Consider the following 20,972-nt stretch of genomic DNA (forward strand, 5'->3'; position numbering starts at 1 on the left):
GATGGCGGTGTATCAGCCGACATCAATGGTGAATGTCAGACCGCTATCGCGAGCAGGCTCACTCCTACAGGGGTTTTGCATTTCAAGTTGCGGTTAGACGGCGGCGTTGTAGAACTGCTCGCTGCTCTTCTGCTCAACCAGTGCCTGCTCGATCGCGGCCTGGTGAACCTCATCGGAATGTTCTTCTCGGGCTTCCGGCTGGATGCCCAGGCGCGCAAACAGTTGCATGTCCTTGTCCGCCTGCGGGTTGGCGGTGGTCAGCAACTTGTCGCCGTAGAAAATCGAGTTGGCGCCGGCGAAGAATGCGAGGGCCTGCATCTGCTCGTTCATCGCTTCGCGGCCGGCAGACAGGCGCACGTGGGATTGCGGCATGAGGATGCGCGCTACGGCGAGCATGCGGATGAAGTCGAACGGGTCGATGTCTTCGGCGTTTTCCAGCGGCGTACCGGCGACTTTCACCAGCATGTTGATCGGCACCGATTCCGGATGCTCCGGCAGGTTGGCCAACTGGATCAGCAGATTGGCGCGGTCATCCAGCGACTCGCCCATGCCGAGGATGCCGCCGGAGCAGATCTTCATTCCCGATTCACGTACATAGGCCAGTGTTTGCAGGCGCTCGCTGTAGGTGCGGGTAGTGATGATGCTGCCGTAGAACTCAGGCGAGGTGTCGAGATTGTGGTTGTAGTAATCGAGGCCGGCCTTGGCCAGCGCTTCGGTCTGATCCTGATCGAGACGCCCCAGGGTCATGCAGGTTTCCAGACCCATGGCTTTCACGCCTTCAACCATTTTCAGTACGTACGGCATGTCTTTGGCCGACGGGTGTTTCCACGCCGCGCCCATGCAGAAACGCGTCGAGCCGATGGCCTTGGCGCGGGCAGCCTCTTCGAGGACTTTCTGCACTTCCATCAGCTTTTCTTTTTCCAGACCGGTGTTGTAGTGACCGGACTGCGGGCAGTACTTGCAGTCTTCCGGACAGGCGCCGGTCTTGATCGACAGCAGGGTCGAGACCTGCACGCGGTTGGCGTTGAAATGTGCGCGGTGCACCGTTTGCGCCTGGAACAGCAAGTCGTTGAATGGCTGTACGAAGAGCGCTTTGACTTCGGCCAGGGACCAGTCGTGACGCAGGGTGGCGGTGGTGCTCGCGCTCATGGGTAGTTCCTTGGTTATGCTTGGCTAGCGGCTGCGGGAACGGAATACCCACAGGCGCGACACGGATGTTCGGCATATTTAAGGAAGAGTCATGCGCTGTCAACCACGATACGAAGGACCGGTTTACATCTGTTTAAATAATGTACAGATCTGCTTGCTTTGCGATGAGCCGGCAGAAGCAGAAATGCCAATCTGCGTGGCCTGCGAAACCGATCTGCCATGGCTCGGCGAGCAGTGCATCACCTGCGCTTTGCCGTTATCCACAGCGGACCTGACCTGCGGCGAGTGCCTGCTAGAGCCGCCGGCGTTCGAACAGGTGGTCGTGCCATGGCTGTATGGCTTCCCTGTTGACAGTTTGATTACGCGCTTTAAACACAACGCGAAATGGCCGTTTGGCCACCTGCTCGCCGACGTTCTCGGAGAATACCTGCTACATCGCTTCGATGAGGGTTTGCCAAGGCCGGATGCATTGTTGCCGGTGCCGCTGGCGAGTAAGCGCCTGCGTCAACGCGGATTCAATCAGGCTGCGATGCTGGCGCGGTGGTTGAGTCAGTCGCTGGATCTGCCGTGCGAAGAACAGGTTCTGCGGCGAGTCAAGGAGACCGACGCACAGCAGGATCTCGACGCCAAGGCGCGTAAACGCAATCTGCTGCAAGCCTTCAGCCTCAATCCCGATGCACAGGTGAAGGGCCGACATCTGGCGTTGATCGATGATGTGCTGACGACCGGCGCCACGGCCCAAGCGTTAGCTAGATTGTTAATGAATGCCGGCGCAGCAAGAGTTGACGTTTACTGCCTGGCCCGCACGCCAAAACCCGGAACCTGAAGCCAACACATCCCCCCTGTAGGAGCTGCGGCACGCTGCAATCTTTTGATCTTGTTTTTAAAGATCAAAAGATTGCAGCGTGCCGCAGCTCCTATAGGGGATTGGGTTTGGCTTGACTCTGGCGTTGCAAGCGGCGAACTTCACTTCCCACCGCCACAGCTAAAAAGCCCCCATTCATGTCCATGCCTTCCCTGTTGTCCCAGCACATCGTCCGCCGTCCGCAGCGCATCGCTTTGCTGCAACACATCGCCGAACAAGGCTCGATCACCCGCGCCGCAAAGACCGCAGGCCTGAGCTACAAAGCGGCGTGGGATGCCATCGATGAATTGAACAACCTCGCGCAGAAACCTCTGGTCGAACGCGCCGTCGGTGGCAAGGGCGGCGGCGGTGCAAAACTGTCCAGCGAGGGCGAACGCGTCCTGCGTCTTTATCAAAAGCTGCAAGCCTTGCAGGCCCAGGTTTTGGAAGCCGCTGAGGATGCCAGCGATCTGGATCTGCTCGGTCGCTTGATGCTCAGAACCAGTGCACGCAATCAGTTGCACGGCAAAGTCGTGGCGATTGAAGCGCAGGGCCGCAACGATCTGATCCGCCTCGAACTGGCTGAAGGGCTGCACCTTGACGCGCAGATCACCCACGACAGCACCCTGCATCTGGAGCTGCAGGCCGGCACCGAAGTGGTGGCCCTGATCAAGGCCGGCTGGCTGGAATTGCTGAGCAGCGAGCAATCTGCAACGTCTGGTCACAATCTTCTCAACGGCACCATCGAAGCGATTCTCGACGCCGAAGACGGCCCGAGCGAAGTGCGGATCACCCTGCCCAACGGCCATACCCTCTGCGCGTTGGCGGACCCGCTGGACTTGCGCACTCGCGGGCTGACAGTAGAGCAACCGGTGCAGGTGCAGTTTTCGCCGTCCAATGTGCTGATCGGCACGCCGCTGTAATCCGGCGCTGCAACGAAAGCGTCATCGACGCTCATTAAGGTAGCTGCCAAAACCAAGCAGGGAGCCTGATGTGAGCCTATTAGAAGAAAACCAATCCACTGACCTGGAAAAAATGGTCGGCCTCAGCCGTCGCGGTTTCATCGGTGCCGGTGCACTGTGCGGCGCGGCAATGTTCCTCGGCGGCAGTCTGTTGAGCCGTAGCGCACTGGCCACCGGTGTCAGTGCTGGCAACAGCCGCTTGCTCGGTTTCGAGAGCATTCCCGCCGCGACCACTGACGTCATCACGCTGCCCAAGGGCTACAAATCTTCGGTGCTGATCAGTTGGGGCCAGCCATTGCAAAAAAACGGCCCGGCGTTCGACCCGAGCGGCAACGGCACCGCGGCCGCACAGGAAGTGCAGTTCGGCGACAACAACGACGGCATGAGCCTGTTCGCCTTCCCCGACGACCGCAACCGCGCGTTGATGGCGATCAACAACGAATACACCAACTACCGCTACCTCTACCCGCACGGCGGCATGCCGCAATCGGCCGAAGACGTGCGCAAGGCGCTGGCCTGCGAAGGCGTTTCGGTGATTGAAGTGCAGCGCAAGAACGGTCAATGGCAGTTCGTTCAGGGCTCGCGCTACAACCGGCGCATCCACGGCAACTCGCCGCTACGTATCAGCGGCCCGGCGGCCGGTCATGACCTGATGAAAACCGCTGCCGACAAACACGGCAAGAAAGTTCTCGGCACCTTCCAGAACTGCGCCAACGGTAAAACCCCGTGGGGCACTTACCTGACCTGTGAAGAAAACTTCACCGACTGTTTCGGCAGCAGCAATGCCCAGCAACAGTTCGACCCGGCGCAAAAGCGCTACGGCGTCTCGGTCGCCAGCCGCGAGATCAACTGGCACCCGTACGACCCACGCTTCGACATGGCGAAAAACCCCAACGAACTCAACCGTCACGGCTGGGTGGTCGAGATCGATCCGTTCGACCCGCAATCGACCCCGGTCAAACGCACGGCGCTGGGCCGCTTCAAGCATGAAAACGCCGCACTGGCCGAGACCGACGACGGTCGCGCCGTGGTGTACATGGGCGACGACGAGCGTGGCGAATTCATCTACAAATTCGTCAGCCGCGACCGCATCAACCACCGCAACGCCAAGGCCAACCGCGACATCCTCGACCACGGCACCCTGTATGTGGCGAAATTCGATAATGGCGACAGCAACCCCGATCACCCGAAAGGCCAGGGCCAGTGGATCGAGCTGACCCACGGCAAAAACGGCATCGACGCCAGCAGCGGTTTCGCCGACCAGGCCGAAGTGCTGATCCATGCACGCCTCGCCGCCAGTGTCGTCGGCGCGACGCGCATGGACCGCCCGGAATGGATCGTCGTCAGCCCGAAGGATGGCCAGGTCTATTGCACACTGACCAACAACGCCAAGCGTGGCGAGGACGGCCAGCCGGTGGGCGGACCGAACCCGCGTGAGAAAAACGTCTACGGACAGATTCTGCGCTGGCGCACCGACCGCGACGATCATGCGGCGAAGACGTTTGCCTGGGATCTGTTTGTGGTCGCCGGTAATCCGGGCGTGCATGCCGGGACGCCGAAGGGCGGCTCGAAGAACATCACCCCGCAGAACATGTTCAACAGCCCGGATGGCTTGGGCTTCGACAAGGCCGGGCGTTTGTGGATTCTCACCGATGGCGACTCCAGTAACGCTGGGGACTTTGCCGGGATGGGCAATAACCAGATGCTGTGCGCCGACCCCAAGACCGGTGAAATTCGTCGGTTCATGGTTGGGCCGATTGGTTGTGAGGTCACCGGGATCAGTTTCTCGCCGGATCAGAAAACCCTGTTTGTCGGGATTCAGCATCCGGGGGAGAACGGTGGTTCGACCTTCCCTGAGCATTTGCCGAATGGTAAGCCAAGGTCTTCGGTGATGGCGATTACCCGTGAGGATGGTGGGATCGTCGGCGCCTGATCCATCGCCTTCGCGAGCAGGCTCGCTCCCACAGGGGAATTGCACTCCAAATGTGGGAGCTGGCTTGCCAGCGATGGCGCCAGCACAGACACCAACCAACTCCCCCGCAGCCATCTGCGCTACCATGCTGGGCCGGACGCGGCAGCCTGCTGCGCGCAGGAGTCAGCATGGCCCACCCGTTTGAAACCCTCACACCCGACCTCGTCCTCGATGCCGTTGAAAGCATCGGTTTCCTCAGTGATGCGCGCATTCTGGCGCTCAACAGCTATGAAAACCGCGTTTATCAAGTCGGCATCGAAGACTCCGAGCCGCTGATCGCCAAGTTCTACCGCCCGCAGCGCTGGACCAACGAAGCCATCCTCGAAGAACACAAGTTCACCTTCGAGCTGGCCGACGTCGAAATCCCGGTCGTGGCGCCGCTGATCCACAACGGCGAAACCCTGCACGAGCATGCCGGTTTCCGCTTCACCCTGTTCCCGCGTCGCGGCGGCCGGGCGCCGGAGCCGGGTAATCTCGATCAGTTGTATCGCCTCGGCCAGTTGCTCGGGCGGATTCACGCGGTCGGCGCGACCAAGCCGTTCGAACACCGTGAAGCCCTCGCCGTGCAGAACTTCGGCCACGCCTCGCTGAACACCTTGCTCGAAGGCAACTTCATTCCGAAAAGCCTGCTGCCGGCCTACGAGTCCGTCGCCCGCGACCTGCTCAAGCGCGTGGAAGATGCCTACGCCAACACGCCGCACCAGAACATCCGCATGCACGGCGACTGCCACCCCGGCAACATGATGTGCCGCGACGAGATGTTCCACATCGTCGACCTCGACGACTGCCGGATGGGCCCGGCGGTGCAGGACATCTGGATGATGCTCGCCGGGGATCGTCAGGAATGCCTCGGGCAGTTGTCGGAATTGATGGACGGCTACAACGAGTTTCACGATTTCGACCCGCGTGAGCTGGCGCTGATCGAACCGCTGCGCGCGCTGCGCCTGATGCACTACAGCGCCTGGCTCGCGCGGCGCTGGGATGACCCGGCGTTTCCGCACAGTTTCCCGTGGTTCGGCACCGAGCGGTATTGGGGCGATCAGGTGTTGGCGTTGCGTGAGCAACTGTCGGCACTGAATGAAGAACCGCTGAAACTCTTCTGATTCACCAATATCCTTGTGGGAGCGAGCCTGCTCGCGAATACGGACTGACATTCAACAGTGATGTCGACGGAAACGACGCCTTCGCGAGCAGGCTCGCTCCCACAATTGCCCGCTGTTCACAATTTCCCGACCTTTGCACTACGGCACTCGCCGACGAATCTCCTTACAATCCCTCCTTTGTCAGCTGCCTGAGCAAGGATTCTGCATGCAAGCCGCCAACCCGCGTCGCGGGTACATTCTGGGCCTGAGTGCCTACATCATCTGGGGCCTGTTCCCGATCTACTTCAAAGCCATTGCCGAAGTGCCGGCGGCCGAGATCATCATCCATCGGGTGTTGTGGTCGGCGCTGTTTGGTGCGCTGTTGCTGATGGTGTGGAAACACCCGGGCTGGTTGCGCGAGTTGCTCGACAACCCCAAACGTCTGGCGATTCTGGCCTTGAGCGGTACGCTGATCGCGGCCAACTGGCTGACCTACGTGTGGTCAGTGAACAACGGGCGCATGCTCGAAGCGAGTCTCGGTTACTACATCAACCCCTTGGTAAACGTGCTGTTGGGCATGTTGATTCTCGGCGAACGCTTGCGGCGGATGCAGTGGATTGCGGTCGGTCTGGCGGCGGTTGGTGTGGCGCAACAGGTGTGGCAGGTGGGCAGTCTGCCGTGGGTGTCGCTGGTGCTCGCGTTGACGTTCGGCTTCTACGGTCTGATCCGCAAACAGGCGCCAGTCAAGGCGTTGCCGGGGTTGGTGGTGGAAACCTGGATGTTGGTGCCGATCGCGATTGCCTGGCTGCTCTTCAACCAGACCGCGACCAGCGCTCAACCGGAGTTCTGGACCACGTCCCAAGCCTGGTGGCTGGTGGCGGCCGGTCCGGTGACATTGGTGCCGCTGGTGTGCTTCAACGCCGCCACGCGCCACTTGCCGTACACCACGATCGGTTTCCTGCAATACCTCGCCCCGACCCTGGTCCTGCTGCAAGCCGTGCTGTTGTTCGGTGAGCATCTCTCGTCCAGCACACTGATCGCGTTCATCTTCATTTGGGCCGGTCTGGCCGTTTATAGCGTCGACGCCGTGATCAGTTTGCGCCGGCGCAGCTGATCAAAAAACGCACAAACCCTCACAGGCCACGGTTCTCGTGGCCTGCATCGTTCCTTCCCAAGGTTATCCACAGCGTGATCCCCGCCGTTTGTGCGCAACTCACTGAATGTTGGCGGTTTTTTGATCAGCTGCAGCAAAGCCACGGCGGGCCTCGCGTTGCGGGGTGTCTCTACAGGTTATCCACAGGCAGGTGCACGTTTAAACTGGATAACCGCAGTCGCAGTTAAACGTCTGTGCGTAACACCAGGTCGACCATCAGATCGTCGGCCAGGGTTTCCAGACGCGACTGCAAGACATCGAGCGACAAGGTCAGCGGTACCGCGAGAATCGCCTCGGCATGGAACAGCGGCTCGCTGCTCATCGGTGCCGGGCGCACTTCGGTTACCAGCCGCTCAAGGTTGACGCCCTGCTCGCTCAGCAAGCGGGTGATGTCGCGCACAATCCCCGGCCGATCATTGCCCACCAACTCCATGGCGATCGGTTTCCAGGTGCAGGACTGCTCGATACCACTCTCGGCAATCAATACGCGGATGCCATGCGTAGACAGTGCTTGTAGGGAATCGACTAATTCGTCGTAAGCCTCCGCCGGTACGCCCACCCGAAGAATCCCGGCGAACTGCCCGGCCATCCGCGACATGCGGCTTTCCAACCAGTTACCGCCGTGTTCGGCGATGCATTGGGCGATGCGCTCGACCTGTCCGGGCTTGTCCGGGGCAAACACGGTGAGTACGAGATGGTCCATGGCGCAGCCCTCTTTTCATGACTTTTGTTATAGAAAGGGAAGTATAGGCAAGGGTCGATTTTGCGTTGAGGCGACCGATGCTTTCGCGAGCAGGCTCGCTCTCACATAAACCGCTGCCATAGCAGCCAAATACTATTTATGTGTACAACTTTTTATATTTAGCTGGAACAATCCAATGGTTTTTTGAGAACATCCCGTTCCGCGATGTGACCGCAATGCGACATGAGGTCGCAGAACGACGTAATTAGTCTGATTTTCACAAGCGCAACTCATCATGTAGTATGCCGCAGCGCGCACTACATAACGCCGGATCGATGTCTGCCCAAGGCCTGTTCGCAACCCTGAAAGCCCCGTCAGCAAGGCCCCAAGCCGTTGATTGGTCCCAGCCCAGCCGCCAGCAATGGCATGTACTGGTCGGCAGGTTTGTGGTTTAAATGGCCAGAGGCTTCATTGTCAAAATTGAAGAGCTGAAAAGCGAAATAGCTGAGCAGAGTGAGGCAAGCAATGACTGAACACGTTCAAGTCGGTGGCCTGCAGGTCGCCAAAGTCCTGTTCGACTTCGTGAACAACGAAGCCATTCCCGGTACCGGCCTCACCGCCGACAAATTCTGGGAAGGTGCCGACAAGGTCATTCATGACCTGGCGCCGAAGAACAAAGCCCTACTCGCCAAACGCGATGACTTCCAGGCTCGTATTGACGCCTGGCATCAGGAACGCAACGGTCAGGCGCACGACGCCGTGGCCTATAAAGCCTTCCTGCAAGAAATCGGTTATCTGCTGCCAGAAGCGGCTGATTTCCAGGCAACGACGCAAAATGTCGATGATGAAATCGCCCGCACCGCCGGTCCGCAACTCGTTGTGCCGGTGATGAACGCCCGCTTCGCTCTCAATGCTTCGAACGCCCGCTGGGGTTCGCTGTACGACGCCCTCTACGGCACCGACGCGATCAGCGAAGACGGTGGCGCGGAAAAAGGCAAAGGCTACAACAAGGTGCGGGGCGACAAAGTCATCGCCTTCGCTCGTGCCTTCCTCGACGAAGCTGCGCCATTGGCTGCTGGCTCTCACGTTGACTCGACCGGCTACAAAATCGCTGACGGCAAACTGCTGGTCACCCTCAAGGGCGGCAGCAACACTGGCCTGCGCGACGATGCACAACTGATCGGTTTCCAGGGCGACGCCAACGCGCCAATCGCGATCCTGCTGAAACACAATGGTCTGCATTTCGAAATCCAGGTCGACGCCAGCACCCCGGTTGGCCAGACCGACGCCGCCGGCGTCAAAGACATCCTGATGGAAGCCGCGCTGACCACCATCATGGACTGCGAAGACTCCGTGGCCGCCGTCGATGCCGACGACAAAGTGGTGATCTACCGCAACTGGCTCGGCCTGATGAAGGGCGACCTTTCGGAATCCGTTTCCAAGGGCGGCCAGACCTTCACCCGCACCATGAACCCGGACCGCACCTACGCCGCGCCGAATGGCGGTGAAGTGACACTGCATGGCCGTTCGCTGTTGTTCGTGCGTAACGTTGGCCATCTGATGACCATCGACGCGATCCTCGACAAAGACGGTAACGAAGTGCCGGAAGGCATCCTCGACGGTCTGGTCACTTGCCTCGCGGCGATGCACAACCTCAACGGCAACACCTCGCGCCGCAACACCCGCACCGGTTCGGTCTACATCGTTAAGCCGAAGATGCACGGTCCGGAAGAAGCGGCGTTCACCAACGAGCTGTTCGGTCGCATCGAAGACGTGTTGGGCCTTACGCGCAACACCCTGAAAGTCGGGATCATGGACGAGGAACGCCGCACCACGGTCAACCTCAAGGCTTGCATCAAGGCTGCCAGTGAGCGCGTGGTGTTCATCAACACCGGTTTCCTCGACCGCACCGGCGACGAAATCCACACCTCCATGGAAGCCGGCCCGGTTGTGCGCAAGGCTGACATGAAGGCTGAGAAGTGGATTGGCGCGTACGAAAACTGGAACGTCGATATCGGTCTGAGCACCGGCCTGCAAGGTCGTGCGCAAATCGGTAAAGGCATGTGGGCGATGCCGGATCTGATGGCCGCGATGCTCGAGCAGAAAATCGCGCACCCATTGGCTGGCGCCAACACCGCTTGGGTTCCATCGCCGACTGCCGCTGCACTGCACGCGCTGCACTACCACAAGGTCGACGTGTTCGCCCGTCAGGCCGAACTGGCCAAACGTGCTCGCGCGTCCGTCGACGACATCCTGACCATCCCGCTGGCGGTCAACCCGAACTGGACGCCAGAGCAGATCAAGAACGAACTGGACAACAATGCCCAGGGCATTCTCGGTTACGTGGTGCGCTGGATCGACCAGGGTGTTGGCTGCTCGAAAGTGCCGGACATCAACGACGTCGGCCTGATGGAAGACCGTGCCACGCTGCGTATCTCCAGCCAGCACATCGCCAACTGGCTGCGCCACGGCGTAGTCACCGAAGCGCAAGTGATGGAAAGCCTCAAGCGCATGGCGCCGGTGGTTGATCGTCAGAACGCCAACGACCCGTTGTACCGTCCGCTGGCACCGAACTTCGACAGCAACATCGCCTTCCAGGCGGCGGTCGAACTGGTGATCGAAGGCACCAAACAGCCGAACGGTTACACCGAGCCGGTGCTGCACCGTCGTCGTCGCGAGTTCAAGAAGGCCAACGGCCTGTAACTTGCGCTGAATGCCGGACATGAAAAAGCCCTGATCGAGTGATCAGGGCTTTTTTGTTTGTGTTGGATTGGATTTTGGTGGTGGGCTTGAGATCCATCCCCCTCACCCCAGCCCTCTCCCCCAAGGGGCGAGGGGGAAAGGGAGCAGATTGGGGAAGCTTCAAGTTCTGAGTTCGACTCGGTAATTTCAAGTCGGTGTACCTTGCACATTCACCGCGGTCAGTCCCCTCTCCCTCTGGGAGAGGGCTAGGGTGAGGGGCTCTTAGGGATCGATACCCAACTCGTGTTTGACCAGACCGAGCAACTTGCCCGTATCAATCGGCTTGAGCAAAAAATCCACCACGCTCAAATGCATTGCCGCAATCGCGTCTTTCACATCGGCATCGCCGGAAACAATGATGATCGGCATCGCCGCCCGCACCGACTCACGCACTTGGCGGATCAGCTCGAGGCCATCGACATTGCCCATGCGCAGATCCGTGATCACCAGCCCAATCGAGGGTTTTTCAGCGAGCATCTTCAGCGCCGTTTCACCACTGGCAGCGGTCATGCAACGAATGCCGTCCAACGCGAGAATCTCCGACAACAGCTCCCGGGCGTCCTTGTCGTCATCAACGATCAATACACGCTGAGGTGGAAGATCAGGTTCGAGCATGACTGCACTGAGCGCTTCTCGCTCGGCATCGCTCAAAATATCGTGGTCGGACATGGCGTTCTCTAAGTATTCAAAACAGTCCCTTGGCAAGTGGTCAGACATCGCGGGGCAGAGCTTCAATGTGCACTTCGTCGGATTTTTTTCCAAGGGGGCAAACAAGGGAATTTCCGACTGTTTGCGTAGGGCATCTCCGAAACTGCGCCAATGGTGGCAAAACCTAGACTTACGTCCAATGGGCACCCTGTCCGTAGGGGTCGACCATGGCCGTAACGATCCGACAACAACAATTCGAAAAAGACTGCGGTAATGGTTATGAGTAAAGCGGACGCCTTCACCCAGGCAGGGAAAACCGCGGTATTGCAGAACATTCAGGGCACCCTGCAATTCCTCCAGCGCTTCCCGCCCTTCAATCAGATGGAACACGCCCACCTCGCGTATCTGGTGGAGCAATGTCAGCTGCGTTTCTATGGCCAGGGCGAAAGCATCATCAAACCCGCCGACGGCCCGGTCGAACACTTCCATATCGTCAAACAGGGTCGGGTGGTCGGTGAACGTCAGCACATCACCAAGCCCGGCACCGAAACCACGTTTGAAATCACCACCGGCGAATGTTTTCCGCTGGCCGCGTTGCTCGGCGAACGCGCGACCCGCACCGAACATCTGGCCGGCGAAGACACCTTCTGCCTGCAACTGAACAAACTGGCGTTCATCAAACTGTTTGCCCTTTCCAACGCCTTTCGCGACTTCGCCTTGCGCGGGGTCAGCAGCCTGCTCGATCAGGTCAATCAGCAAGTGCAGCAGAAAGCCGTGGAAACCCTCGGCACGCAGTACTCGCTGAACACCCGACTCGGCGAACTGGCGATGCGTCACCCGGTAACCTGCAGCCCCGACACACCGTTGCGTGAAGCGGTGAAGCTGATGCACGAGCAGCAGGTCGGCAGCATCGTCGCCGTGGATGAACACAAGGCACCGCTGGGGATTTTCACCCTGCGCGATTTGCGCCATGTCGTGGCCGAAGGCATCGGCGATTTCAGTGAAGCCATCGAGCGCCACATGACGCCTTCGCCCTTTTATCTTTCGCCGGATCACAGTGCCTTCGATGCAGCGATTGCGATGACCGAACGGCACATCGCGCACGTCTGTCTGGTCAAGGATCAACGCCTGTGCGGCGTGGTTTCCGAGCGCGATCTGTTTTCGCTGCAACGGGTCGACCTGGTGCATCTGGCCCGGACGATCCGCAGCGCCCAGCGTGTCGAACAACTGGTCAGCCTGCGTGGCGAGATCGGCCAACTGGTCGAGCGCATGCTCGCTCACGGTGCTTCTTCGACGCAGATCACCCACATCATCACCCTGCTCAACGATCACACCGTGTGCCGGGTGATCGAACTGACCCTCGCGGAAAAAGGCGACCCCGGCGTGCCGTTCAGTTGGCTGTGCTTCGGCAGCGAAGGCCGCCGCGAGCAGACGCTGCACACCGATCAGGACAACGGCATTCTGTTCGACGCCCGGGACGCAGCACATGCGGCGGAAATTCGCGGCAAGCTGCTGCCGATCGCCCAGCAGATCAACCAGAGTCTGGCGCTGTGCGGCTTCACCCTGTGCAAGGGCAACATCATGGCCGGCAACCCCGAGCTGTGTCTGTCGCGAGCGGAATGGGCACGGCGTTTTGCGGCGTTTATTCGCGAGGCGACGCCGGAGAATCTGCTCGGGTCGAGCATTTATTTCGACTTGCGCGTGGTCTGGGGTGATGAACAAGGCTGTGAACAACTGCGCCGGGGCATTCTCGATCAGGTCGGCGACAACCGTTTGTTCCAGCGCATGATGGCCGAAAACGCCCTGCGCAACCGCCCACCAGTGGGGCGTTTCCGCGAGTTTGTGCTGGCGCGCAAGAATGGCGAAAAAGCCACGCTGGACCTCAAGGTGCAGGGGCTGACGCCGTTCGTGGATGGCGCGCGACTGCTCGCACTGGCCAACGGCATCGACGCCAACAACACCCTCGAACGCTTCCGTCAGTTGGTCGAGAAAGAAGTCATCGAGCGACTGGATGGCGCGGCGTATGAAGAGGCGTATCACTTCATTCAGCAAACGCGTATGCAACAGCATCAATTGCAGACACGGGAGAACCTGCCCTATTCCAACCGCGTCGACCCGGACAGCCTCAATCATCTCGACCGGCGCATCCTGCGAGAATCCCTGCGCCAGGCCCAGCGCCTGCAAAGCAGCCTGACCTTGCGGTATCAGCTATGAGCCTGTTCTCGTGGCTGCGCCCGGCGAGTGCGGTGGTGCCGGTGGATTTGCAGCAACGTCTGGCGAAGTTGCCGGCGATCAACGAGTTGAGCGAATGCACGTTGCGCGAACAGCGCTGGGTGGTGCTGGATCTGGAAACCACCGGACTGAACCTGAACAAGGATCGCGTGGTGTCGATTGGCGCGGTGGTGATCGAGGAGGGCGCGATCGATTTCAGTCAGCAATTCGAACGCACGTTGCGGTGTCGTGAATTGAAGCTCAGCCCAAGCGTGTTGATTCACGGCTTGGGACCGAACGCGATTGCAGCCGGCAGTGAACCGGCCGAGGCATTGTTGGAGTTGCTGGAGTTTGTCGGTGACAGCCCGGTATTGGCGTTTCATGCGCCGTTCGACCAACACATGCTTGGACGTGCGCTAAAGGAGCATCTGGGGCACAAGTTGCAGCAGGTGTTTCTCGATGTCGCCGACATTGCACCGTTGGTGTGTCCGCAGGCGCAGATTCGTGAGGCCGGGCTGGATGAGTGGATCGACTGGTTCAAGCTTGAAGTGTTCGAGCGGCACAACGCGAGCGCCGATGCGCTGGCCACGGCGGAACTGGCGTTGATTCTGTTCAACCGGGCGCGGGGGCAGCAGATTCATAGTCCGTTGAATTTGCAGCAGCGGTTGAGTCAGTGGAAGCGGCGGCAGCAGGCGCCTTCGTTCTGAAATTGAGTCAAGTCCAAGATCCATCTCCCTCACCCCAGCCCTCTCCCAGAGGGAGAGGGAGCCGACCGAGGTGTCTCGGGTTTTCCATCGACCTGAGAAACCGCGTCGATTATGGATTCAGCAGAAATCTTTCACGTCGGCGTATTGCGTCAATATCCCCCGATCAGTCCCCTATCCCTCTGGGAGAGGGCTAGGGTGAGGGTCTGCCTTTAACCGCCCAACCTGACCAGTGGCCAATTGCTAACCATTCCCACCTCTGCCACAATCGCGAACAATTCGCGTTAGTTAACACTTCCCAATCGGTGATGTCCGGTGTCGTCAGTCCAAAGCCCTAACAGTGAGCTCGTCGGTGCGATGTATCGCGACCATCGCGGTTGGCTGCTGGCATGGCTGCGGCGCAATGTGGCGTGCCCAGAGCGCGCCGAAGACCTGAGCCAGGACACCTTTGTCCGTCTGCTCGGTCGCGACGAAATGCTGACACCGCGCGAGCCACGCGCCTTTCTGGTGGCAATCGCCAAAGGCTTGCTGTTCGACTACTTCCGTCGCGCGGCGCTGGAACAGGCCTACCTCACCGAACTGATGCTGATCCCCGAAGGCGAACAACCTTCGGTGGAAGAACAGCAAATGATCCTCGACGACCTCAAAGCCATCGACCGCTTGCTCGGCAAACTGTCGACCAAAGCCCGCGCCGCTTTCCTTTATAACCGCCTCGATGGTCTCACCCATGCCGAGATTGCCGACAAGCTCGGCGTTTCGGTGCCGCGAGTGCGCCAGTATCTGGCGCAAGGCATTCGCCAGTGCTACATCGCCCTGTACGGTGAGCCGACGTGAGTCCGGCCAGTTCCAGACCAGTACCGGCGCATGTGCTGGACGCGGCGATTGCCTGGCAGTTGACCCTCGACTCGAGCAGTCCGCTGGAACGTGAAGAGTTCGCCAAATGGCATGCGGCCAATGAAGAGCACGCCCGCGCCTGGCGCCAACTGGGCATGCTCGATCAGCGTTTCAGCGTGGCCAAAGGCCCGGCTCGCAGCGCCTTGTTGCAATCGCGCGAAGGCATTCGCCGACGGGTACGCAAGCTCGGCAGTGGGCTGGCCAGCGTTGTGGTGCTGGTCGGTGCGGGGCTGTTTGCCAGTGAACGCTTTCTGCCGCTGGATTACTGGCTTGCCGATCAACGCACCGCGACCGGTGAGCAGCGCACTGTGCGTCTGGCTGACGGCACCGTGCTGAATCTCAACACCCACAGTGCAGTAGATGTGCGGTTCGATGACAAGCGCCGATTGATCGTGTTGCAGGAAGGCGAAATTCTCGTCGAGACCGGTCATGGCGATGCGCGGCCCTTTATCGTCGAAACCCGCGAAGGCAGCATGCGTGCCCTGGGTACGCGGTTTCTGGTCAAGCGTGAAGACCAAGGCACGCGTCTGAGCGTGTTGCAGTCGGCGGTCGCGGCGCACCCGCAATCCAACCCTGAAGAGCAAATCCTCCATGAAGGCCAGCAAGTACTGCTGCGCAGTGACGGGTTGGGCTCGATTGTCGCGCTCAATCCCGGCGCCGATGCCTGGACGCGCGGCATGTTGGTGGTGGATAACGCGCGACTCGGCGATCTGGTGCATGAGCTGGGGCGTTATCGTCGCGGGCATCTGGGCGTGGCGCCGGAAGTGGCGGATCTACGGATAACCGGCAGCTTTCCGCTGCATGACACCGATAAGGCCTTGAGCGCATTGCTGCCGACCCTGCCGGTGCAGATCGAGCGGCATACGCCGTATTGGGTCACAGTCGCGAAGGCTGATATCAAGCCTGAGTAGTGGGCTGGTAGAACTATCGCTTTCGCGAGCAGGCTCGCTCCCACAGGAGAATGTATTCCAAATGTGGGAGCGAGCCTGCTCGCGAAGGCGTCATCCGCGGCAACACTATTTCCAGCTAATAAAAATTATTTTCATCCAGCCCTATCACTTTTCGCTTTTCATCCGGCACACAGGCAATTGAGAAATATTTCCATTCAGGAGCCGCCGTATGTCCCGTTCGCTAGACACCTTGTTGCGCCCCAGTCTGCTGGCCGTCGCCATCGCGCTCAGCGCACCGCTGATCAGCAGTCCGTTGCTCGCCGCTGAACAAGCGTCCAGCGTGCGCGCCTACAACCTGCCGGCGGCGCCCCTGTCGACCACCTTGAACCAGATCGCCAGCCAGGGCGGCATTGCCTTGTCGCTGAATCCGTCGCTGGCAGCGGGCAAGACTTCGGCACCGGTGAACGGCCAGTACGATGCGACTGGCGCTCTGCGTGCGGCCCTGCGTGGCACGGGTCTGCAACTGGAGCAAAGCAGCACCGGCACTTACACCCTGGTCGCCGTGCCTGAAGGAACGCTGGCCCTGCCGGAAACTTCGGTCATCGGCGTGGAAAACTTCGAAAGCGCCTGGGGCCCGGTCGAAGGCTACACCGCCACTCGCACCGCTGCTGGCAGCAAGACCGACACCGCGCTGGTCGAAGCACCGCGTTCGATCTCGGTGGCTACACGTCAGCAAATGGACGACCGCAGCGTGCACAGCCTCGATGATGCGGTGCGCTACATGCCGGGCATCACCGCCAGCAGCTACGGCAGCGACACCCGCGCCGACTGGTTGCGTGTCCGTGGTTTCGAACCGACCCAGTTCCTCGACGGTCTGCCGCTGCCAAAAGGCGTGTACGCCAACCCGAAACAGGAAACCTGGAACCTCGACCGCCTCGCCCTGCTGCGCGGTCCAGCCTCTTCGGTTTACGGCCAGACCCCACCGGGCGGCCTGCTGGACATGGTCAGCCGTCGTCCAAGTGCAGAAGCCAGCAACGAAATCCAGCTGCAGTACGGTAGCGACAACCATCGTCAGATCAACTTCGCCAGCACCGGCAAGATCGACGATGCCGGGCAGTTTCTCTACGGCCTCAGCGGCGTGGTGCGCGACAGCGGCACCCAGGTCGATCACGTCGACAACAAGCGCTACAACATCGCGCCGAGCCTGACCTGGAACATTGACGATGACACCAAGCTCACCCTGCTGAGCCAGTTCACCCGCGACGATACCGGCATCACCAGCCAGTTCCTGCCGGTGCAGGGCACCAAGATCAAGTCACCGTTCGGCGATATCTCCCATCACAAGAATCTGGGTGATCCGGACTGGGAATATTACGATCGCACCTACTACGCGCTGGGCTATGCCTTCGAACATCGCCTGAACGATGTCTGGCAGTTCAAGCAGAACCTGCGCTACACCAAGTCGGATCTGTCGTTCCAGTCGCTGACACCGGGGTCGTACCCATTCACCGAAGTGGATGATCAAGGCAACGTCGGGCGCACCAGTACCAGCGTCGAAGAAGACATCAGCCAGTTCGCCGTGGACAACAACTTCCAGGCCGACTTCGCCACCGGTGACATCCGCCACACCCTGCTGTTGGGCCTGGATCACCAGCGCAGCAACACCAACTACACCTCGATTTTCGGTGACGGCCTGCCCACCAACGTCATCACGCCGATCTACGGTCAGCCGATCGTGCGCCCGGCGCGCTCCACGGCGTTTTACGATTATGACCAGAAGACCTACCAGACCGGCCTGTACATCCAGGACCAGATGGCCCTCGACCAGTGGCGCCTGACCCTCGGCGGCCGTGAAGACTGGGTGCACACCAGCACAAAGTTCATCAACAAGGGCGATGCCACCAACACCCAGCGCGACAAGGCCTTCAGTGGCAACGCCGCGCTCAGCTACGTGTTCGACAACGGTTTCGTGCCGTATCTGTCGTACGCCGAGTCTTTCCAGCCGACCACCGGTGCCGACGCCTCGTCCACCGAGTCGCTGAAGCCGACCGAAGGCAAGCAGTGGGAACTGGGCATCAAGTACCAGCCACCGGGCAGCAAAACCCTGCTGACCGCTGCCGTGTATGACCTCACTCAGAAGAACGTCTCGGTCAACACCTTCGTCAACAACGTCTCGATCACCAGCCAGACCGGCGAAGTGAAAGTCAAAGGCCTGGAACTGGAAGCGGTTTCCGACGTCACCGACAACCTGAAAGTAATCGCTGCCTACACCCTGGCCAAATCGGAAGTGCAGAATGGCGTCGACAAGGGCAATCGCCTGCAACTGATGCCGAACCAGCAAGCCTCGCTGTGGACCGATTACACCTGGCACGCCGGCGTACTCGACGGCTTCGGCATTGGCGGTGGCGTGCGTTACACCGGCAACACCTATGGCGACAAGGCCAACACCTGGCTGGGCAAGGCGGATGCCTACACCGTGTTCGACGCTTCGGTGCATTACGACCTCGGCCGTCTGGACAACAGCCTCAAAGGCGCGTCGCTGGCACTCAACGCGACCAACCTGTTCGACAAGGAATACATTTCCACCTGCGACAGCTTCTACTGCTACTACGGCGACACGCGCAGTGTCGTCGCCAGCGCCACCTACAAGTGGTAAGCGATTGAGCTGAAACAGGCCCTGTGACCAGGCCGTCCCTCGTGGACGGCTTTGGTGTTTTTGAAGGTCATGAAATGAAAAGTAAAACAATCCGCCGCTGGTCGTTCATCCACACTTGGACCAGCCTGGTCTGCACCGTGTTTTTGCTGATGCTGGCACTGACCGGTTTGCCGTTGATCTTCCATCACGAGATCGAGCACCTGCTCGGCGATGCACCCGAAGTGCGCGAGATGCCGGCCGATACGCCGCGCCTGAATCTGGCGCAGTTGGTCGAGGCCGCAGAAAAACATCGTCCCGATGAAGTCGTGCAGTACTTCGGTTTCGACGACGATGAGCCGAATGCCGTGCTGACGATCATGGCGAAAACCGCCGGCACAGAGCCGAATTCGTCGCACACTTTTATGCTCGACGCGCGTACCGGTGAAGCACTGGAAACGCCGTCAGCCAACGGTGGTTTGATGCTGTTTATCCTGCGCCTGCACGTCGACATGTTTGCCGGATTGCCGGGCAAGTTGCTGCTGGCGTTCATGGGGCTGCTGTTTGTCGTGGCCATCGTGTCTGGAACGGTGCTGTATTTGCCGTTCATGCGCCGCTTGAAGTTCGGTACGGTGCGCCAGGACAAATCCACAAGGCTGCGCTGGCTTGACCTGCATAACCTGATCGGCGTTGTCACCCTGACATGGGCGTTGGTGGTCGGCGTGACCGGTGTGATCAGCGCCTGCGCCGATTTGTTGATCGCGGCTTGGCGCAACGATGCGCTGAACACGTTGATCGCGCCTTATCGCGATGCGCCACCGCTGACCCACCTGGCACCGGCCACGCGTTTGCTCGATATCGCTGCTGAAGTTGCGCCGGAGATGAAACCGGATTTCATTGCCTTCCCCGGCACACGCTTTTCCAGTGAACACCATTACTCGGTGTTCATGAAGGGCGGCACGCACCTGACCTCGCATCTGTTGACGCCAGTGCTGATCGACGCCACCACGCTGCAGGTCACCGCCGTGGCTGAACGGCCGTGGTACATGGACGCCATGGGCATGTCGCAGCCGCTGCACTTTGGTGACTACGGCGGCATGCCGATGAAAATTCTCTGGGCCACACTCGATGTACTGACCATCATTGTGCTCGGCAGCGGCGTGTACTTGTGGGTGGTGCGGCGCAAAGCGGCGAAGCCTGTGCTGGAAACGGCGGAGGCCTCTGCATGAAGCCGCGTCAGTCGAATTTCTGGAAGGTGTTCAGCACGCCGATCGTGATTGCGTTGCTCAGTGCGGCAGGGTTGTTTGCGGCGTTGCTTGGGGACGGGATCTGGGATGCGTTGAGCTGGGTTGGTCTGGGTGTTCCGGCCTTTCTGGCGATCAGGGGATTGTTGCTGCGCGGGTGAAATCTGTGTTGCCTGGGATGGCCCCTTCGCGAGCAAGCTCGCTCCCACATTTGAAATGCGTTCCCCTGTGGGAGCGAGCTTGCTCCGGGCGGCGTTCCGACGAAGGCGGCAGTAATTACACCATCAATTCCTCGCCAGCCTCGCCGCATCTGGCTAGGCTAACCTCCTGCTCTTCGACGATCACCGAGGTTTACCAATGTCCGCCCCCAGCATGACCCTGTACCACAACACGCTCTCCCCGTTCGTGCGCAAAGTGATGGTGTTGTTGCACGAAACCGGCCAGCAGGATCGCGTCGCCCTGCAAGACTGCGTGCTCAGCCCGGTCAGCCCGAGCCCCGAGCTCAATCTCGACAACCCGCTGGGCAAGATTCCCGCACTGCGTCTGGCTGACGGCAATGTCATCCATGACAGCCGTGTAATCCTCGAATACCTCGACCAGCAGCACGTCGGCAATCCGCTGATCCCGCGCGAAGGCGCGGCGCGCTGGCGGCGTCTGACCCTGGCCTCGATGGCCGACGGGATCATGGATGCGTCAGTGATGGTGCGTTATGAAATGGTCCTGCGTGCGCCGGAAAAACATTGGGACGAATGGCTCGAGGCTCAGCGCGACAAGATCCGCCGCGCTCTCGCTGTACTGGAAAAGGATGCGATTGCCGAGCTGACCAGCCATTTCGATGTGGCGGCGATCAGCGTCGCGTGTGCGTTGGGTTACCTCGATTTGCGTTTCCCGGATCTGGGCTGGCGTGATGCCAATCCGCAATTGGCCAACTGGTTCTTTGAAGTGAGTCAGCGACCGTCCATGATCGCGACCATGCCCAAACCTTAAATCGGCGGCGCCTGTTCCGACCTCTTCGCGAGCAGGCTCGCTCCCACATTGGTTTTGGGTGTGGCAGAGAACTCTGTTTCAGCACCAATCCTGTGGGAGCGAGCCTGCTCGCGAATGCACCACCTCGGTTCCGGCGGCAGCGCTGCAAAAATCAGTGTCACCAAAACCTCCACCTC

General features: G+C 60.0%; 17 protein-coding genes. 14 read left to right on the forward strand and 3 right to left on the reverse strand.

Annotated features, from left to right (window positions below):
• Nucleotides 1-93: 93 nt before the first annotated feature.
• Nucleotides 94-1,149 (reverse strand): biotin synthase BioB, encoded by a 1,056-nt coding sequence (gene bioB, locus PspR84_RS26595; RefSeq protein WP_160059674.1) that lies wholly within the window; start codon nucleotides 1,147-1,149, stop codon nucleotides 94-96.
• A gap of 91 nt (nucleotides 1,150-1,240) precedes the next feature.
• Between bioB and PspR84_RS26600 the strand changes: the two genes are divergently transcribed.
• The 5 genes from PspR84_RS26600 to rarD all read left to right on the forward strand — a co-directional run bounded on the left by PspR84_RS26600 (nucleotide 1,241) and on the right by rarD (nucleotide 7,123).
• Nucleotides 1,241-1,975: a ComF family protein gene (locus PspR84_RS26600; protein ID WP_160059675.1), complete on the forward strand. Its 735-nt coding sequence runs from the start codon at nucleotides 1,241-1,243 to the stop codon at nucleotides 1,973-1,975.
• 176 nt (nucleotides 1,976-2,151) lie between these two features.
• Nucleotides 2,152-2,916, forward strand: coding sequence for a TOBE domain-containing protein (locus PspR84_RS26605; RefSeq protein WP_160059676.1), 765 nt, complete (start codon nucleotides 2,152-2,154; stop codon nucleotides 2,914-2,916).
• Nucleotides 2,917-2,986: 70 nt separating this feature from the next.
• On the forward strand, nucleotides 2,987-4,888 hold the full coding sequence (locus PspR84_RS26610; protein ID WP_160059677.1) for a PhoX family phosphatase: 1,902 nt from the start codon (nucleotides 2,987-2,989) through the stop codon (nucleotides 4,886-4,888).
• A gap of 167 nt (nucleotides 4,889-5,055) precedes the next feature.
• Nucleotides 5,056-6,030, forward strand: coding sequence for a serine/threonine protein kinase (locus PspR84_RS26615; RefSeq protein WP_016983182.1), 975 nt, complete (start codon nucleotides 5,056-5,058; stop codon nucleotides 6,028-6,030).
• A gap of 205 nt (nucleotides 6,031-6,235) precedes the next feature.
• Nucleotides 6,236-7,123 (forward strand): EamA family transporter RarD, encoded by an 888-nt coding sequence (gene rarD, locus PspR84_RS26620; RefSeq protein WP_160059678.1) that lies wholly within the window; start codon nucleotides 6,236-6,238, stop codon nucleotides 7,121-7,123.
• A gap of 223 nt (nucleotides 7,124-7,346) precedes the next feature.
• Here the strand turns inward: rarD and PspR84_RS26625 are convergent, their stop codons facing one another.
• A complete protein-coding gene (locus PspR84_RS26625) occupies nucleotides 7,347-7,865 on the reverse strand; it encodes a glycine cleavage system protein R (RefSeq protein WP_160059679.1) in 519 nt (172 codons plus the stop codon).
• 504 nt (nucleotides 7,866-8,369) lie between these two features.
• Here PspR84_RS26625 and PspR84_RS26630 point away from each other — a divergent pair.
• Nucleotides 8,370-10,547 (forward strand): malate synthase G, encoded by a 2,178-nt coding sequence (locus PspR84_RS26630; protein WP_160059680.1) that lies wholly within the window; start codon nucleotides 8,370-8,372, stop codon nucleotides 10,545-10,547.
• 261 nt (nucleotides 10,548-10,808) lie between these two features.
• Here the strand turns inward: PspR84_RS26630 and PspR84_RS26635 are convergent, their stop codons facing one another.
• On the reverse strand, nucleotides 10,809-11,255 hold the full coding sequence (locus tag PspR84_RS26635; RefSeq protein ID WP_160059681.1) for a response regulator: 447 nt from the start codon (nucleotides 11,253-11,255) through the stop codon (nucleotides 10,809-10,811).
• 258 nt (nucleotides 11,256-11,513) lie between these two features.
• On the opposite strand from PspR84_RS26635, the gene PspR84_RS26640 reads away from it, so the two are divergent.
• The 8 genes from PspR84_RS26640 (at nucleotide 11,514) to PspR84_RS26675 (ending at nucleotide 20,796) form a co-directional block, all read left to right on the forward strand.
• Nucleotides 11,514-13,448 carry a putative nucleotidyltransferase substrate binding domain-containing protein gene (locus PspR84_RS26640; RefSeq protein ID WP_342794316.1) on the forward strand — a complete coding sequence of 645 codons (1,935 nt, stop codon included), beginning with the start codon at nucleotides 11,514-11,516 and terminating at the stop codon, nucleotides 13,446-13,448.
• Nucleotides 13,445-14,152, forward strand: a complete 708-nt coding sequence (locus PspR84_RS26645) for a 3'-5' exonuclease (protein WP_160059683.1) — start codon at nucleotides 13,445-13,447, stop codon at nucleotides 14,150-14,152. Before PspR84_RS26640 ends, PspR84_RS26645 begins: the two co-directional genes overlap by 4 nt.
• A gap of 354 nt (nucleotides 14,153-14,506) precedes the next feature.
• A complete protein-coding gene (locus tag PspR84_RS26650; protein WP_238785354.1) occupies nucleotides 14,507-14,983 on the forward strand; it encodes an RNA polymerase sigma factor in 477 nt (158 codons plus the stop codon).
• Complete coding sequence (locus PspR84_RS26655) at nucleotides 14,980-15,954, forward strand: FecR family protein (protein WP_160059685.1); 975 nt, start codon at nucleotides 14,980-14,982, stop codon at nucleotides 15,952-15,954. Before PspR84_RS26650 ends, PspR84_RS26655 begins: the two co-directional genes overlap by 4 nt.
• 208 nt (nucleotides 15,955-16,162) lie before the next feature.
• A complete protein-coding gene (locus tag PspR84_RS26660) occupies nucleotides 16,163-18,589 on the forward strand; it encodes a TonB-dependent siderophore receptor (RefSeq protein WP_160059686.1) in 2,427 nt (808 codons plus the stop codon).
• A gap of 74 nt (nucleotides 18,590-18,663) precedes the next feature.
• Nucleotides 18,664-19,794: a PepSY-associated TM helix domain-containing protein gene (locus PspR84_RS26665; RefSeq protein WP_160059687.1), complete on the forward strand. Its 1,131-nt coding sequence runs from the start codon at nucleotides 18,664-18,666 to the stop codon at nucleotides 19,792-19,794.
• Nucleotides 19,791-19,970 carry a hypothetical protein gene (locus PspR84_RS26670; protein WP_160059688.1) on the forward strand — a complete coding sequence of 60 codons (180 nt, stop codon included), beginning with the start codon at nucleotides 19,791-19,793 and terminating at the stop codon, nucleotides 19,968-19,970. Before PspR84_RS26665 ends, PspR84_RS26670 begins: the two co-directional genes overlap by 4 nt.
• A gap of 196 nt (nucleotides 19,971-20,166) precedes the next feature.
• Entirely contained in the window at nucleotides 20,167-20,796 is a 630-nt protein-coding gene (locus PspR84_RS26675; protein ID WP_160059689.1) for a glutathione S-transferase, read from the forward strand.
• The last annotated feature ends 176 nt before the right edge of the window (nucleotides 20,797-20,972 follow it).

This window comes from Pseudomonas sp. R84, from assembly GCF_009834515.1.
Classification (GTDB): Bacteria; Pseudomonadota; Gammaproteobacteria; order Pseudomonadales; family Pseudomonadaceae; genus Aquipseudomonas.

What these genes read in the sequence shown, in the direction of transcription:
- bioB (WP_160059674.1), bottom strand. Translation starts at nt 1,149, where the DNA reads ATGAGCGCGAGCACCACCGCCACCCTGCGTCACGACTGGTCCCTGGCC.
- PspR84_RS26600 (WP_160059675.1), top strand. Translation starts at nt 1,241, where the DNA reads ATGCGCTGTCAACCACGATACGAAGGACCGGTTTACATCTGTTTAAAT.
- PspR84_RS26605 (WP_160059676.1), top strand. Translation starts at nt 2,152, where the DNA reads ATGTCCATGCCTTCCCTGTTGTCCCAGCACATCGTCCGCCGTCCGCAG.
- PspR84_RS26615 (WP_016983182.1), top strand. Translation starts at nt 5,056, where the DNA reads ATGGCCCACCCGTTTGAAACCCTCACACCCGACCTCGTCCTCGATGCC.
- rarD (WP_160059678.1), top strand. Translation starts at nt 6,236, where the DNA reads ATGCAAGCCGCCAACCCGCGTCGCGGGTACATTCTGGGCCTGAGTGCC.
- PspR84_RS26625 (WP_160059679.1), bottom strand. Translation starts at nt 7,865, where the DNA reads ATGGACCATCTCGTACTCACCGTGTTTGCCCCGGACAAGCCCGGACAG.
- PspR84_RS26630 (WP_160059680.1), top strand. Translation starts at nt 8,370, where the DNA reads ATGACTGAACACGTTCAAGTCGGTGGCCTGCAGGTCGCCAAAGTCCTG.
- PspR84_RS26635 (WP_160059681.1), bottom strand. Translation starts at nt 11,255, where the DNA reads ATGTCCGACCACGATATTTTGAGCGATGCCGAGCGAGAAGCGCTCAGT.
- PspR84_RS26640 (WP_342794316.1), top strand. Translation starts at nt 11,514, where the DNA reads ATGAGTAAAGCGGACGCCTTCACCCAGGCAGGGAAAACCGCGGTATTG.
- PspR84_RS26645 (WP_160059683.1), top strand. Translation starts at nt 13,445, where the DNA reads ATGAGCCTGTTCTCGTGGCTGCGCCCGGCGAGTGCGGTGGTGCCGGTG.
- PspR84_RS26650 (WP_238785354.1), top strand. Translation starts at nt 14,507, where the DNA reads ATGTATCGCGACCATCGCGGTTGGCTGCTGGCATGGCTGCGGCGCAAT.
- PspR84_RS26660 (WP_160059686.1), top strand. Translation starts at nt 16,163, where the DNA reads ATGTCCCGTTCGCTAGACACCTTGTTGCGCCCCAGTCTGCTGGCCGTC.
- PspR84_RS26665 (WP_160059687.1), top strand. Translation starts at nt 18,664, where the DNA reads ATGAAAAGTAAAACAATCCGCCGCTGGTCGTTCATCCACACTTGGACC.
- PspR84_RS26670 (WP_160059688.1), top strand. Translation starts at nt 19,791, where the DNA reads ATGAAGCCGCGTCAGTCGAATTTCTGGAAGGTGTTCAGCACGCCGATC.
- PspR84_RS26675 (WP_160059689.1), top strand. Translation starts at nt 20,167, where the DNA reads ATGTCCGCCCCCAGCATGACCCTGTACCACAACACGCTCTCCCCGTTC.